The organism is Paracoccus versutus (assembly GCF_029909795.1).
Lineage (GTDB): Bacteria > Pseudomonadota > Alphaproteobacteria > Rhodobacterales > Rhodobacteraceae > Paracoccus > Paracoccus versutus.
In genome coordinates, this window is the sequence record NZ_CP038196.1 from 333,747 (window position 1) to 349,952 (window position 16,206).

Below are 16,206 nucleotides of genomic sequence, written 5' to 3' on the forward strand. Positions count from 1 at the left end.
GAGCCTTCCTCATGTTCACCCCAGCAGCCGTCACGGCGATCTATAAAAGCAACCGGGCGATGCTGGACCGGGTGCTCGACCTGGAAAAGGCGCTGATCGGCCGTTTCTACGGCATGGAAGAAGCCGTCCGCTGCATGATGCTGTCCGCCATGACGGGCGAGGCCATGGTGATGATCGGCCCGCCCGGCACGGCCAAGTCACGCCTGATCCGCGCATTCTGCAGCCTGATCGGCGTGCTGGACCACGACCCGCGCCAACAGGACACGGCAACCCTTGCCGGCGCCACCCGGAAGGACGAGCGCTATTTCGAATACCTGCTGACGCAATTCACCGAGCCGTCCGAGCTTTTCGGCTATTTCGATCTGTCCAAGCTGATGGACCCGAAAGACCCGCGACTGGAGCGCAACGTCATCGGACAGATGCAGCGCGCCGAGGTGGTGTTTCTGGACGAGGTGTTCAACGCCTCCTCCGCGATCCTCAACGCCTTGCTGACCTTCATGAACGAACGCAAGTTCCATGACAGGGGCGTGGTCTATCCGACGCCGCTGAAGATGCTGTTCGGCGCGACCAACCATGCGCCGCGGGAAGAGGGGCTGGGCGCGGTCTATGACCGCTTTCTGCTGCGCTGCCGGATGGAGAATGCTCCGGCCGGGCACGACGCCCTCTCGAGGCTGCTTTCGGCCGCCTGGACGGAAACGCACAGCCACGCCGATGCCGGGCAAGGCCATTTCAAGGACCTGCCCGGCACTCTGCAAACCTATCGGGACACGATCGAGACCATGACGACCGAGGGCAAGCTGGTGGTCGATCCCTTGGGCAAGGCCCTGCCGCAGCTTGCCGCCATGGTCGCGATGGTCCGGTCCAGGGAATTGTCCGAGATGTCGAACCGGCGCCTGGTCAAGTTCTCGGCCATAGTCCTGGCCGAGGCGCTTTTGCGCAGCGCGCAGGCGAAAGCGGCCGAGGCCGAGGTGCTGCCGCGCGATCTGGGCGTCATCCTGACCTATGGGCTGGACCAGGGTGATCCGGGTGCGCTCTCGAAGATGCGGCAGGAACTCTTGCTTGCATGAGTGAACCGCGGCTGATCATCTCCGGCGAATCCGGCCCGCTCGGCACGGGAGCCATGCGCTTGCGCGATGCTTTCGCCCAAAGGCATGTTCCCTTGTCCGGGGCGTTGGCCAGCATGCTGGAGCGGTTTCTTGCGTCGCGGCAACCGCTGCTGGACCCGTTCTGGGGACGGGCCTTTGGCTGCATGGCGAAATCGTTGGGAATTTCCGGTGCCGTCGGCGGCCAGTCCGTGATGTTGAACGCGAGGCTGCGCTTTCCGCTGATCGTGGCCGAACCGGTCCTGCGCCATGCGGCAAGGCGCGCCGGGCTTTTGCCGCTGGTCGGCCATGGCGTCGAACCGGTCGAGCCCGAGGCGTTTCAGAAGGCGCAAGCCTCGTTGGAACTGGCGACCCAGGCCGCGCTGGCCGACCCCGAGGTGATGGGGAAACCCTTCTGGGTGCATGCCGCGCTGGACCTGCTGCAGGAAGCGCACCGGCTGGCGACAGCCAGGGCGCGGACAAGCGCCGCTGCGGCGTCTGGGGAATGCGATCCGGCGCTGGCGGCGCTGATCTTCCTGCATCCGCCCCGCTTCGATCTGACGCGCCAGCATGAACGGCCGCGCCGCAGGGCCAGGCAGGTGTCGGCCCATCGCCGGGCTGGCATACGACCGAAAGAGGGCGGCGTGGCCGGTATCCGCCAGTCCCGCAGCCTCGAGGATCTGCCGGACGGCCTGTTCAGCGAGATGATCCAGCCCCGGATGCTGCTGGCCAACAAGCTGCTGCACGAAGGCCTGCTGGTGCGGCATCGCCCGCCGCGCCGCGACCCTCGTCGCGACCTGCTGGCGGTTGCGCTGCAGGGGGCGGACCGCGATGACGGCATGGGCCTGCTGGTCAAGGCCGCCTGGGCGGATGCCGCGATCCGGCTGCGGGTGGCGCTTTCGCAGATGGGGCTGGCGAATTCCGATCTGGTCTGGTCGCAGCAGGGCTGCGACGCCACGGTGCTGGACTGCCAGCTTCCCGAGCCGGGGCTGGGCAAGCTGCCGCCGCTGCTGATCGATGGGCGGGTGCGGGCGGACATGCTGATGCGCTCGCGCCTGTTGCCGGGCTTTGTCGTCCTGCCCGGGCGCACAGCCTCGCCGGCGCCGGGGACGGACCCGGCCAGCGCAGAAGCAGCCGCCGTGCTGCGCCTGTGGCGGGCGGGGCTTGCGCCCTTGGCTGCGGCGCGCCGGCGCGATCCTGCGGGCCTGGCTGCCGATTACGGGCGGCGCATGGTGCTGCTCTGCCGGCCGGCAACGTGGCAAACGGATTGGAGCGAGCTGCGCGCGGAAATGTCCGCGACTCTCGGTCGCGCCCTGGGCGGCAGGGCACATATGGCCTGCCTGACATGGCGCGGCGGCGCCGGGGCACAGGCGCCCGAGCTGTCGGGCTTTGCCGATGGCGGCAAGGAATTGCACCTGACTCTGCCGCAGCCGTCGGATGAACCGCGCGCCGAGGCGCTGGCCGAGTTCATGGGCGCACTCGTGTTGTGGATGATGGACGTGACGCTGGAGGCCCTTGATGTCGCTGAAGCGTGATACATTGGTCCTGCCGCGCCTGCGGGCGCAGGCCGTCGAGCCGTTCCTGCTGGCACTTGCGCCGCATCTTGCGCTGGCCGCGCAGATGGATCTGCGGCTGCGGCTGGACCCGGGCGGCAGCTTGCTGGCGCTCTTGCCGAAACGGATCGACGTGGCGCCGGGCGACGCGGCCCCGTTGTTCGGCCGCCTGGCACAGGCGTTCGAAGCCGCTGGACGGCTGGCGTCGGAGCTGGAGCGCCTGCCGACGCAAAGCCGCGATCTGCAGGGCGAGCCGTCCCTGACCGAAGGCATCCTGGCCTTCCTGTGGTCGCGTGTCACCGGGACCGCGGCGGATCAGCAGGACGACGCCGCGCCCGGCGCCATCCGTGCCGTTGTCGAGTCGGACGAAGACGCCCGCGCCGCCGTATTCAGTGCCATTGCCCGCCGTTCGCGGGACGTGCGTTTCATGACGGACGGAGCCGCGGCCACGGTCCTCGAGTTTGACGACGACCCCGCCCGCGGCGCCACCCTTGTTGGATTGCGCGCCGGCGGCCTGCCTGCGGGCGTGACCTTGCTGCGCCATCATGGGCTTGCCGCCATGTCGCTGTGGCTGCCCGAAGGCCGGGCCTTCGCGGTGCAGGACCGGGTGGCCGTCTCGGAACTGCTGAACGGCCTGGCGGATGCCGGGCTGTTGCAGCGTGACGACGAGCTGCATTTCGTGCCGGGCTTCAACGACGAATGCCGCGTCCTGGTGCTTTCCGGGGAAGCGTCCGCGGAAATGACCCCCGTCGAGGCGCTGGCAAGGACGATCACCGGCGCCGATCTGCCCGACGAAACCGGCCCTGCGCTGCGGATGCAGGTGCTGCACCTGCGCCCCGATGCCGAGGCGCAGCAGGATCTGAACCGGCGGCTGAATGACCGCAGTTTCCCGCTGGGCTACCGGATCAGCCTGGACGTGATCCGCGACCTTTCTCGCAGCGAGGAGGATGTCGAGAAGCTTCGTGCGGAAATCGACGAGCGCGAGGCGCGGATCGCGCTGATCCAGGCCCTCGGGGGCCCGCAGCTGCGCCTGCTGCGGTTCAGCGACGCGCAATTGCCTGCGCTGGTGGATGGGCTGCGCCGTATGCCGCGCGCGCTGCGCGAGAATGCCGGGCTGCGATATGCCGCCAGCCATGCCGCGGATCGGGCGGAGCCCGCGCATTTCGTGCTTTACGATCCCGACCTGGTGCAGTTCGAAGGGGTGCTGCCCGAATTCTACTGGCGGGCCGTGTCGGGTGACACTCCGATCACATTCTGGCTTGACCCGCATGCCGAAGAGGCGCGCGCTTCGGATCCGGACGAGCCGATGGTGTTCGTGCCGCATGGCCAGCGGATCCTGCCCTATATCGACAGTTTCGGCAGTTCGGTTTCGGGCACATTGCGTCTGGTGCTGGGCAATCTGTTCGCCGACGCCTCGGCGGTTCTGGACGACAGCCAGGCGCAGCCGGCTTTCGTGTTCAGCCATCTGGCCGCTGGCCGCGACGAAATCGGGGTGGAGCTGCTGGACCTGGCGCGGTTCGCGCCGCTGAAGCTCAGCCTGCGCTGGATCAACGAGCATATCCTTGCCAGCTCTCCGCGCGTGGCCGATCCGGAGGAACTGCGCGAACTGGCCGAAACGCTTTATGCCGGCCAGCTTGCCCGCGACCTGCGCAAGACCATGTCGGGCGAGGTGGAGGGGCTGCGCCTGGAATGGCAGCAGGCCCAGGTCGAGCTGATCCATTGCCTCGATCGCCTGTCCGATGCCGTGGCGGATGAGGTCAGGGGTCTGCAGGCGCAACTGGACACGGCGCGGCGCTTCATCGACATGGCGCAGGGCAGGCTGGCGCAGGTCACCGGCTCGCTCAACGGTCTGGGCACGGCGCTGGGCGGGCTGGACCAGGAGATGGTCGCGATGGCCGAGGAACTGCCGGAGATGGCCGCAGCCCGCCTGGCGTTCTTCCAGCAGTATGGCGCCGAGATGGCCGCGGGCGACCGCATCATGCGCGATGCCGAGACCGAGATCGCCGCGATGAAGGATCGCATCGGCGCATTGCGCGACAGGCTGGAGCTGGACTGATGCAGGATCCCTCGCATCGGCTGGCCACCCTGTTGCAGGCTGCGCATGTGTCGCTTGAAGGCGTCGATGACACGCTGGCCCGGTCCGACAGGTTGCGCGGCTGGGCCGAGGCGCTTCGCGCGCGGCTGAGCGACCGGCAGGGGCTGGATTTCGCAAGGCGACGCTGGGCCGCGACCCTGTCCGGAATGCAGCAAGCGCGCCGGGGCTTCCAGACTGCGGTGCTGCGCCGCAAGGCGCGCCTGCGGCGGCGGATCCTGGGCCTGCATCTGCTGCGCTTCTGGCGCCGGGTCCGCTGGTGGCTGCTTTTGCTGCTGGTCGTGGCCGGTCTGATCCTGCTGCTGGTGCATTACTGGCCCTGGATCAGCCTTCAGCTGTCCAACCTGCGCGGCCCGGTGCTGCAGCCTTCTGTCACGCCCGATTTCATCGGTCCGCGCCTTCCGGCGAGCGGAGCCGGGCCATGACCGCCGTCCCGTCGCAACCGCAGGACAGGCGGCCGGGCCGCTCGACCGTGCTGGATATCGGCCGGGAACCGCCCCTGCGCCGGCGGCCATGGATGCGGCGGCGGATGGCGGTCGCGGCTGTCCTTGGAGGTCTCGTCCTGCTGGGCTGGATCGTGGCCACGGAATGGTTGCGGCCTGCCGGCATCGGATATCTGCTTTATGCAGCGCATGACCGGATCTGGTTGCCGCTATGGTCCTGGCTGTGGCTGCGGTCGGGGTATTGGTCCTTGCTGTGGTTCGGTCCTGTCGCGGTGCTGCTGTTGCTGGCGCTGACCGAGTTCCTGGGTTTCGGCACGCCGCTGCGACGCCTGCAGGTGGCGGCCCTGCGCTATGGGCTGCGCCACAACTGGACACGTGCGCTGATCGGATTTCAGCAGATCCTGGGCTGGAAGCGCGGGCATGAGGGGCTGCTGGTCGCGGTCATCGACAGCGAATTGCGGCAGGCCGAGGCCCAGGCCAAGGCGGCCATCGAGGCGGGGCGGGCGACGGATGTGACGATGCTGTGCCGCATGACCATCGGCCTTGCCTATCTGCGCGCCAATGCGCCGCCGGTCCAGACGCGCTGCGCCGAGCAGCATTTGCTGGCCGCGCTGCTGGAGCCTGACAAGGCGGCCGCTCTGCGATCCGATCTGCGCCGGATCTGGGGCGATGAGACCGCAGGCAATGTCGAGGCCATGACGATGATCCCGGACGAGGCCATTCCCGATGCCGCAAGCGGTCTGTCGGCGCCGGGCCGGGCACCGGCCGACCTGGCGCTGTCGACCTTGGGTGTCGTGCGTCGCGCGGTCCTGTCACAGCCCGACGCTGCCTCGGCCTGGTTCACGCAATGGGCGCTGCAACGCTATCGCCCGGACATCCCGCGCGAGGACCTGGCCCAGGCCGAGGGCATGATCGACTTCGAGTTCTGGGCAGCGGTCTGTGAGCGCGCACAGCTCGCCCGCGCCCGCCCCGTCTGGCTTGCCGGGCTCTTGGCGGGCGTGGACATGGATCGGCCGCTGGGAGAGGTGGCCGCCATCGCGATGGCCCGACAGCCTCTGGTGATCGGCAGGATGAACAGCGAATGAGCAGCGATATGCGCGATATGCGCGCCACCGCGCGGCAAGCGGCGATCAAGGACGCGCAACGCCGCTTCGCCGACCCGCGCCCGCGGCAGCGCCTGGACGGTGCGTTGCTGGTGATCGGCGCGGCGCTGATCGCCGTGGCCGCAGCAGGAAGCTATGCCGCGGCCTCGTGGATCGCGGCCTTGGGGCGGCTGGATCCGCCGCTGGTGACCGAGGTTCAGGACCGGCGGATCCTGACGGATTACCGCGACAACGCTTCGCCCATGCGCGACATGGTTGCCGTGGGCGGTGAGCTTCTGCTTGGCCGGCAGGACGGTTCGGTCGACCGTTTCGACATGGCCGGGCGGACCTTCGCCGCGGAAAGCCTGCCGCGCTCGGCCCAGTTCAGCGGTGATCTGGCCCTGCTCTCTGCCGACTGCCCGGCCGCCGGTTGTCCGGAAGGGGCCAGCGTCTATGCCGTCACCGCACAGGGCGGCCTGGCCGAGCGGCGGGACGGCACCTGGCAGGTGCGGCTGGGCGACGGCGCCTTTCGCGCGGCCGATGGCACGCCCGTCGAACAGGCGGATGTCGCGGGCTGGGCGGTTTCGGATGATGGCCGGTTCGTGCTGGTCAATGCGGCAAGCAAGGGGCTTGGCCTGTTCGACCAGCGCAGCGGCGTCTGGCGCCGCCGTGCGGCCATTGCCGATGCCGGCCAGGGCCCGCTGTTCCATGCCGGTGCGTTCTGGCTGGGTGCCCGGGACGGGCTGCACCGGCTGCCGCCGGATCAGCCCGGTTTCGATGCGGCCAGCACGCTGGTTGCCGGCACCGAGGGCGAGATCCTGGCGCTGGCGGACAGTGTCTCGGACGGGCTGCTGGCGTTGCGACGCTCGGCCTGTGCCGACGGGCAGGGCGGTTGCCTTTCCCTGCTGGGCATCGACGCCGAGGGCGGGGTCGCCGTGCTGCATGCGGAACTGCAGGTCGACCCGAATCTGAACGACAGCGGCCTGCGCCATGTCGCGCTTCAGGGCGAAGACCTGGTGACGCTCGGGTCGGCGGGGGTGCATGTCTATGCGTCGGCGGCGCGCCGCTGGACTACCTTGGCCGCGCAGGAACCGACCGCCTATTTCGCCGAGACCGACGGCCGCCGGCTGCTTGTCGGCCTGCCGGACAGCTTCCTTGTCATCAGCGACGGCGAGGTGGCTCGCCGCACCACGCTGGAGGCGCCGCTGCGGCAGATCCTGTCGGGCGCGGGGGCCGAGGTCTTCGGGCTGGACGACCGCGGCCGGGTGCTCAAGCTGGATGGCGAAACGGCGCAGGTGCTGGCCGAGGCGGATCCCGGCGCGCCGCCCGATGCGCGCTTCACGCGCGCGGCGGCGGTTGGATCCCTGTTCGTCGCGCTGGGTCCGGATGGCATTCTGGTGCATGACAGCGCCGCGCGCCGCTACAGCTTCACCCCTGCTGCCGCGCTGCCGCCGCTGCCGGTAACGGATGCGCTGCTAGTGCCGGGACAGGGGCGTCTGTGGATCGTCTCGCAAAGCTCTGGCGATGTTCGGTCCCTGAAGATCGCGGGTGATTTCCCGGCCAAGCAGCTTTCGGTCGAGAGTCACGGCAGCGCGGCCAGGGCCGTCGCGCGGGCGCGGGCGGACGGGGCGGGGCTGACGCTTGTCGCCGCCGATGGCACGCTGCTGCAACTGGCATCGCCCGATGCGCAGATCGTCCCGCAGGTCGGGCCCGGCTTGCCCGAAGGCCTGCGACCGGTCTCGATGGCGGCATCCGGCGCGGCCTATTTTTTCGCGGCAAGGGACCGGCTCTGGCTTTACAATCAGGACCAGCGGGGCTGGCTTGGGCCGATGGCGGCGCCGGAGGGGGGCGCGGGCCTGGCCGATATTGCCATCGCCGGCGACCGGCTGCTGGGGCTGGATCGAAACGGAACCGTCTATTCCTCGGCCGAGGACGGCTGGCGGCAGGTCTATGGCGGTCCGGTCCGGGCGCGGTTCGGCGCGGCCGCGGTGCAGGATGTCATGGCGTCGGGGCGGCGGCTTTTCCTCGCCTCGGATTCGGTCGTGCAAAGCTATACGCCGGGCGAACGGCGCTTTGGCGCCAGCTGGACGGCGCCGGGCCGGGATGCCGAGATCCTGGACGTCGCGAATGATGTCCCGCTGTGGAAGAACAGCGGCGGCATCCATGCCGGCGACAAGCCGATCTTCGTCGGCGATCGGTTCATCGACGGCTGGTTGGGCGCGCATGGCGCCGTGGCCATGGCCGAACGCAATGGCCGGCGCTATGTCTCGTCCGGCCAGTCTTGTCTCTACATGGGCGTGGCTGCCCCTCGAGGCGATGTCAGGGATGTCGTGCCGCTCGACCGGGGGCGCCTGCTGGTGCGCACCGCGACCGAGGCCGGGATCTATCAGCCCGACCTGCATCGCTGGTTGCGGGTCGAGGGTCTGGGCGCAGGCGGGGACGGCCGATTGCTGAATCTGGGCGGGCATCTGGTCCGGCTGGCGCCGAACGGCATTTTCTCGGTGCCGGTCGCCGCGATCCAGGACGTGCCGTCCTGCGCCACCGAGCCTGTCGGCATCGACTGGCAGGTCAGTCTGACGGGTCTTCAGGCCAGCCAGGTCGACGGCGCACCGGAGGTTCTGGTTCTGATGGGGGACGGCAGCCTGCGGCGCTGGGCAGGCGGTCAGGTCGCCGAGGTGGCGCCTGCGGCGGGCGACGGTCCCGCCATGTCCGGACCCGCCAAGGTCTATGCGGCGGCGGGTGGCGGCCTGCATGTCCTGATGCCCGATGCCTTGTGGCGCTATGACCTGTCCGCGCGGACCTGGAGCAGCCAGGCGTTTGCCGGTGCGCCGCGCGAGGTGACCCAGTTCGACCTTGCCCCCGGCAGCAACCCGGCGCTGATCTCGCTTTGGGATGGCGATGGCGCCCTGTGGCAGGGACAATCCGCGGCAGGCGATACCATCGCTTTCGCGCGCGCCGCGCGTCCCGTCTTGCCCGTGATCCCGATCGCGCCGGCCGAGATCCGGGACATGGCACGCTTCGGAAGCAGCATCGCGGTTCTCTCGGACTGGCGCCTGTTGATCTATGCCTCCGGCAGCGAGGCGCCGCGGGCGGACATCGCGCTGCCGGCGCCGGATGTCGGATGGCAGCTGGCCTCGGACGGCAGCGGGGATCTGATCCTGATCGACGGCGCGATCACCGCCCCGGTCGCCATTCATCGCCTTGATGGCTCGGTCGCCGGGAAGGCAGGGCTGGCCGCGCTTTCAGCCCGCTATCTGCCGGGAACGGACCGGACATACAGCTATTCCTCCACGTCCCAGAAAACCGAGCTTTTCCGGATCGATCAGGCTCTGAACGCCTGGCGCTGCAGCCTGGTGCGCGGCCAGGCCGCGCCGGATTGCCAGCTGCTGGCCGGCCCGCCCATGCGGATCGAGGCGTCGGATGTCCGCGGCTTTCTGCTGGCCGTCAATCTCATGCTGACGCGCGACGCGCTGTGGTTGCTGGACGAGGCCAGACGCCCGCTTGGCCGGGTGCAGGGGCCGGCGCCCGGCGCCGAGACCGTGCTTTTCAGCAGCGGCGGTGTGCCGATGCTGTGGGAAGGGCCGGGCCGTGCCTTGTGGCGGATCGAAGGAAGCAAGGCGATCCGCGTGCTGGACAATGTAGACTTCCTGCATCGCACCGACAGGAGTTATGCCGCGCTGGTCGGAGACGAGGTGAAGGGCATTGCCGATGGCCAGCTGCTCCAGCCGCTGAAACCGGATTCTTCCCGCGACGATCCGGCGGTGCATGCCCATTACACGCAGCGCGGCCATGTCGTGCTGAGCAAGGCCGGTGTCGCATCGGCCGAGCAGGGTGGCCTGCGCTCGGACCCGCTGATCCGCTTTGCGGCCGATCTGGTAACCGTGCTGCCCGTGCCGGGTGACGGCCAGGGCCGGCAGCGCTGGTTGCAGGAAATCCGGGGCGGACGGCTGAACCTGATCTGGGCGGACCGCTGCGAAGTGCCGGCTCCACCGCCTGCGCCCCTGCCGGCCGACTTCATCGGACCTCCGGCGCCGTTCGTGCAATTGCCGCCGGTCATCAGGCCCTGCGTCAAGGCCCAGGACCTTCCGGGCCGCCTGGATGCGGACGAGCATGTGATCGCCTTGTCGGAGGCGCAGGCGGGCGGGCTGTCCGTCGTGACCAACCGGCGTAGCCTGCTGTTCAGCCCCGATGGCGCCTTGGCCGAGGCGGTGGCGGCGACCCCGCTGGTCAACGATTCCCAAGGGCAGGACGAGTTGCGCGGGGCGCTGGCGCAGATCGACGGCCGGTCCTATCTGAATCCGCCGCGCATTTCGGCGGCCGAGATGACGGGGCTGCGCAATCGGATCAGCCTGTCGCCGCTGACGCCAGCAATGCTGGAGGCTTTCGACGAGGGCTGGATCGGCTGGCAGCGCCAAGGCAGACGGGTGCGTCTTGCGACATCGTCTGAACCGATCGAGATGGCGCCCGACCAAGCGATCCGCGACGGTCGCTTCTTGCCGGCCCATCCGGCACGCGGCCTGGCCCTGGCGGGCGGGCAGATCGCCTGGTTGAATGCCTTTGGCCTGTGGCACCAGGGCGCGGAGGGCCTGCGCCGCGTCTCGGACCAGGGCATGGCGCTGCCGCAGGCGGCCTATCAGGGCGTGTTCCTCGACAGCGCGCGCGGGCTGGTTGCGGCGGATGGCACCGCGACTGCCGGGGCGGGGCCGCGGACCTTGCGCATCGATGCGCTGGAGTTCACCATCGACCCCCGGCAACAGCAGGTTGCGGCGACCATCGCCGTGGCGGGCGGGAAGGCACCGGCGCTTGCCGCACGCGGTTTTCTGCATGACCAGCGCCAATCCGCGGCCCAGGTGAACGCAGCGGTGACCTATCTGACCCCCGTCGGGCTGATCCCGCAGGCCCAGCTGGCTGGCGCCCAGTCGCTTCCCATGGGCGCCCAGCGGCTTGAGGCCGAACATGGCCGCCTGCTGCTGCGCACGGGCGCCGGATGGCTGCAGCAGGACGGTCAGGGCCAGTGGCAGGGCGCTTCCGAGCCTTTCAGGGACGGTCCCCTTGCGTCCGAGAATGGCCGCATCTGGGACAGGCAGGACGGTGCGGTCGTATTGCGCCCTGCCCGGCCTGGGGAAGATTGGCGGCTGGCGCGGCAGGGGCTGGATTTCGACATCGACCAGTTGCAGGCCTTTGCGGCGACGCCGCAATTGGCGGTGGCGATCACCCGTGCGGGCACCCATGTCGCGCCCGCGCTTGCCGGTCTGGCGGGCGTGGCCGCTCCGGTCGGTCCTGCGCCGGGTGCGGGCGAACTCGATACCATCCGGTCCGCCCCAGCGCAGCGCGTGCTGTTTCATCGGGATGCGACTGGGTATCGGATCTGGGACCAGCAGCAGTCGCAATGGCGGCTGCCAAAGGCTGACGAACGCCCCTGGGAGACGCGTGCGCTGGCCTCGGTCGAGGATATCAGCGCCGGCTATCGTGGCAAAGCCTGGTTCGAGATTGCGGTCGACGTCATCGGGCAGCAGTCCCCGGCCAGGCTGCCCTTCACCTGGAATGCGGGCGAGGTCATGCCATTCGACGAGGTGACCGCGATCCATGGCGATCCGGCGGATCCCGCCCTGCTGGTGGGGACGCGACTTGGCCTGCGTCGGCTGACATCGCAAGCGGATGGCTATGCCAATCAGCGCCTGATCGTGCCAGGCGACCGCGCGACGGGGCTTGCCGTGCGTGCGGTCGGCCGTCCCGCCGCGTCTCCCGACCGGATCGTCGCCGAATTCGCCTCGGGCTGCGCGGCGTTCACGGCGATCACGGCAACGCCCACCGCCTGCAACGATGCGTCGGGTCTTGCCGCGAAATTCGTCGCCCGGACCGGATATTGGCGCTGGAGCAAATCCGACGGGGCCGTGCAGGGGGAATATCTGCTGGAAGGCGGCGCGCAGCTGCCGCTGCGGCAACCGCTGCAGGGCCGGTTGCCGCATGACAACCTTGCCGATGGCATGACCTGCGGGTCGCTGCGCGCCGAGCTGTGGCGGGATGCCGAGGTGCTGCGTCTGGCCGGAAAGCAGGTCCAGGTCGCCGGCGCGCAGGAACTGTTCTGTCAGCCGGCATCGGTTCCGCTGGACGGGACCGCGCGACTGGAGGCCGGCCTTTACGTGCTGACCTCGGCGGGCGTGCTGCGCGCGGATGCGGCGACAATGGCTGCGGTCGGACCGATCCAGGCGGCTGCCGTCCGGGATCGTGCCTCGGGCCGCGTGGTGCTCGAGACCGGCCGGCTGCGCTATGGCATCGATGGGGACGAGGTCACGGTGCATCGCCTCGACCTGGCCGGGCAGTGGCGTCCGACCGGCTGGGTGGCGGGGCGCCTGCTGCTCGACCAGCCGCGTTTCCTGGCCTGGCATGACAGGGGCCTGCAGCTGGTGACCGATGCGGGCGTCTTCGACGCGCCGCCGGGCCATCTCGATCCGGCGCGGCTGGTCGTCATGTCCGGTGCCGATGACGATGCGCTTGCAACCTGTGCCGCCAGCCGCGTCGAGATCCTGGACGGCCGCGCGCATGGCTTGCCGGCCGAGGCCGGGCGTCCTTTGCGCCTATTCTGCAAGGACGGGTCCTGGTTGCAGGGCGCGGCCGATAACAGCAAGGACCTGGGTGCGTTTGCCGCGACAGCCGGTGCCGCCCGCGCGAGGATCCTGGTCGATGCGCCGCCGCTGTGGCGGGTTGAGCAAGACCTGGATGCGCAGGGCGATGTGCAGGCGACACGCATCACATTCCAAGGCGAACCCGCGCGCCTGGCGGCGGGCCGTTTCGATTTCGACGCCTTCCGCGCCATTGCGGCCCCGTTTTCCGGGCTGACCGAGCTTCTGACCGAAACGGGCTGGTGGCGGGCGCCGGCGGGTGTGCCGCGCCTTTCGGAAACCCGTCGGGTGCAATCGGGGCAGCTTGCCTTTCGCGATGTCCGGGCCATGACCCGCGACCGATCGCAGCGCAGCGATGCGCTTGGCCTGTGCCTTGCGTTGCCCGGGGGCAAGGCGTTGTGGTGGGACGGCGCCGCCGGGGTCGAGGCGACGGCCCATTGCCGCGAGGTTCGGGGCAGGGATCCGCTGTGGCGCTGGTGGAGGCAGGAGGACGCAGCTCTGGCAACAGCGCAAGCGGCCGGAGGCCGCCCGCTTGAACGCCGCATCGTCGGTGGCCGGTTCGAGGATCTCATCGTCCGGGGCGCACCGCTGCGGGATCCGCACGGCCGGCTGCTGGCGGCCGGCGGCCTGGGTGTTCTGGTGCTGGATTCCGAAACCGCGCAGCCCGTTGCGATCCATTCCGCTTCCGATGACGTCTTGCTGACGCGGGCGCTCGACGGTCGCGTCGTGCAGCTGGGCCGGCAGGGCGCGCATTATGTCGAGGATGCTCCTGCACCGGCGCCTGCGGACGGGCTGGCCTGCCCGGCTCTTGCCGGTCTGGCCGCGGCCTTGCCGGAGGGTTATCGTATCGCGCGTGGCGACATGCTGCCGGATAACCGCGTCTCGGCGATGGTCGAGGGCGGTGAGGCATCGCGCCAGGTGCTCTTGCAATGCGAGGACCCGGCTCCAGGTCGGGCATGGACAGCGGTGGTCGACATCAGCAGCCATCCGCGTGCGCTGGCGGCGGGGCCGGCGCAGGCCGGTATGCTGGCGGTCGCCATGACCGGGACGCAGATCAGCCTGGATGACGGGCGGAACTCTGCGGCCGCCGATTTTCCTGTCGCCCGGCTGCAGGGCATGGTGCCGCGGCCGGATGGCGGGGAAATCTTCCTGCTGGGTGACGATCGGTTGCTGTCGATCTCGGTCTCTGCTGCCATCGGCGCATTGCATGGCGGCGTTGCCGCTGTGCCGCCAGCCCAATCGGTTCCGGTCACCGCACCGGCTGCCGCCCCGCCGGCTGTCGCCCCTTCGCCGGCTGTCGCTCCCTCGGCTGCCGAGCCGCCGTCGGCGTCGGTCGAGTCGCCTCGGGTCTCGCAGCGGCCGGCCGTTGCGCGAAGGCCGGCGAAGGATATCTCCCCGTCTGGCCGGCCCCTGCCTTCGGCCGTCTCCGCGCAGTTCGAGCCGAAATATGATCCGGTGGCGCTACAGCTGGCATTGCGGCGCGAGCTGGGGGTCGATCTGGGCGCGGACGGGGTGATCGGACCCGCGTCCCGTCGTGCCATCGCCGCCTGGCAGTCGCGCATCGGCAGCAAACCCACGGGCTTTCTCAGCGTGCCGCAGTGGTATCGCCTGAAAGGAGAGGGGGAATGATGTCTGGTCAGACAGCGTTCCGCGTCGGGATCGAACCGCGCGGCGCCGCCGTGCTTCGCACCGGCGATGGCGCGCATCCCGAGGGCTATCATCTGGCCGGCCGCTTCTGGGCGTTCCGGCTGCCGCCCGAGCTCTTGGCCGGCGGCATGACCTGCGATCCGGCCTCCGGCCAGTTCGTCTGCACGAACGAAGACGCCGCGGCCGGGGGTCTTGTGCGGCTGCGCGGTTTTTGGCTGGCCGCGCGGGCGGTGCTGCTGCCGGATCTGACGGCCGGTGCGCCACGCTCCATGGCGGGACTGCAGCCTCGGCGCATCCTCCAGCCCTTGACGCAAGAGACCGGCCGCGCCGCGCAGGTCGAGGACTATCGCCGGGTCGTGCATTCCGGTGCCGGGGCGCGTACGGTTCCCGATGCCATTGCGCTGCTGCTGCGTCAGCTGCAGATCATGACGGTGCCGTCCCGCAGCGAGGTCCGGCTCTGGTGCGTCGCGCCGGGCCGCTGGATGCTGCAAATGGAGGAAAACGGCCCGCTGGAGCGGCTGCTGGACGCCGTGTCCGCCATGCCGTCCGACAAGAAGGGTGCCTATCCCATCACCATCGGCAGCAAGTCCGAAAAGCTGCAATCGGACAGTCTCGCGGCGCGGTTTGTCGCGCTGGTGCGGGCCGTGCAGCTTGCCCGCCTCTGGGCGGGCTGCTGGGCCGGCGCGCTGCCCCGGCTGGATGTCGAGGCCGCCCATTCCGGGCTGGACGGGCAGGCGGTGCGCTTGACCATCGGTCCGGAAAGCTGGGGCCTGCCCCTGGAGCGATTGGCGCATCGGCTGGCGCAGGCGCTTGACGAGGAGGCGCCAGAGCCGGTCTGGACCCGGCTTGGCGATGGCGGGCTTTCACCGCAACTGGTGCCGCTGACCCGCCCCGAGGGCTTGTCGTGGCATGACCACGCTGCCCCGCAGCCGGTCGCATGGCGGGCAAGCGACACGCAAGACCTGCCGCGCTGGACCTATGCCGGAACCGACCATGGCGGTGTGCTGGCGCAACTGCCTTTCGCCTTGTCGCCCGCAAGCCCGTTTCCACCGGATCAGAGACAAGCCTTTCTTGACTGGTTGAGGGGCGAGCGCAGGGCTCCGGGTCTTCGGCCCGAATTCGCCCTGAGCTATCTGCAGGGACTGGAGCACCGGCTGCTGACCGACCTCGCCCCGCCAGAGGAGCGCGAGGTGCTTGTCGGGGAAATCCGCGCGCTTGCCGATCTGGTCGATGCGCCATTGCAGGCCCGGGCCCGCCATCTGCTCGATTGGCTGGGCGCCACCGGTCGGCGCGGGCTGGCGGCGCTGGTCGACGAGGGACCGCTGAGCATTCTGGTCGCCACCGCGCGGAAGCTGGCCGATGGCGATGTGCTGGGGCAGGACGATCTTTGTGCCCTTGCCACGGTCTGCCCGGGCGCGGAGGAGGCCCGCGATGAACGCTTCCGGGCCGGGCTGCGCAAGATTGCGCCCGATGGGCTGCGGTTCGCCCCGCCCAGGGTCGAACTGGTGGCGCGCTATGAATCCTTGGGCGGTGGGCTGGACGAGCCGCGCCGCCATTTCCTGCACGAGGGTCGACCGCTGGCCGACCTGCGCGTCTCGGCCCGGCTGCGGCAGGTTTTCGCCCGCGCCCAGGCGGTTGCCGCGATGGCCGAGGAATGACGCCATGACCCCGCTGCCAGCCAGGA

General features: G+C 69.8%; 7 protein-coding genes. All 7 read left to right on the forward strand.

Annotation, left to right across the window (positions count from 1 at the left end; all coding sequences use genetic code 11):
• Positions 1 to 11: 11 nt before the first annotated feature.
• The 7 genes from E3U25_RS01615 to E3U25_RS01645 all read left to right on the forward strand — a co-directional run bounded on the left by E3U25_RS01615 (position 12) and on the right by E3U25_RS01645 (position 16,180).
• Complete coding sequence (locus E3U25_RS01615; protein WP_116221588.1) at positions 12 to 1,067, forward strand: AAA family ATPase; 1,056 nt, start codon at positions 12 to 14, stop codon at positions 1,065 to 1,067.
• A gap of 92 nt (positions 1,068 to 1,159) precedes the next feature.
• Positions 1,160 to 2,617, forward strand: a complete 1,458-nt coding sequence (locus E3U25_RS01620) for a hypothetical protein (RefSeq protein WP_147304497.1) — start codon at positions 1,160 to 1,162, stop codon at positions 2,615 to 2,617.
• Positions 2,601 to 4,691, forward strand: a complete 2,091-nt coding sequence (locus E3U25_RS01625; RefSeq protein WP_116221590.1) for a hypothetical protein — start codon at positions 2,601 to 2,603, stop codon at positions 4,689 to 4,691. The genes E3U25_RS01620 and E3U25_RS01625 overlap by 17 nt, the downstream gene beginning before the upstream one ends.
• Positions 4,691 to 5,152: a hypothetical protein gene (locus E3U25_RS01630; RefSeq protein ID WP_116221591.1), complete on the forward strand. Its 462-nt coding sequence runs from the start codon at positions 4,691 to 4,693 to the stop codon at positions 5,150 to 5,152. Before E3U25_RS01625 ends, E3U25_RS01630 begins: the two co-directional genes overlap by 1 nt.
• Positions 5,149 to 6,255 carry a hypothetical protein gene (locus E3U25_RS01635; protein ID WP_116221592.1) on the forward strand — a complete coding sequence of 369 codons (1,107 nt, stop codon included), beginning with the start codon at positions 5,149 to 5,151 and terminating at the stop codon, positions 6,253 to 6,255. Before E3U25_RS01630 ends, E3U25_RS01635 begins: the two co-directional genes overlap by 4 nt.
• Positions 6,252 to 14,504: a peptidoglycan-binding domain-containing protein gene (locus tag E3U25_RS01640; protein ID WP_116221593.1), complete on the forward strand. Its 8,253-nt coding sequence runs from the start codon at positions 6,252 to 6,254 to the stop codon at positions 14,502 to 14,504. Before E3U25_RS01635 ends, E3U25_RS01640 begins: the two co-directional genes overlap by 4 nt.
• On the forward strand, positions 14,504 to 16,180 hold the full coding sequence (locus E3U25_RS01645; protein WP_208861568.1) for a hypothetical protein: 1,677 nt from the start codon (positions 14,504 to 14,506) through the stop codon (positions 16,178 to 16,180). Before E3U25_RS01640 ends, E3U25_RS01645 begins: the two co-directional genes overlap by 1 nt.
• Positions 16,181 to 16,206 lie beyond the last annotated feature (26 nt).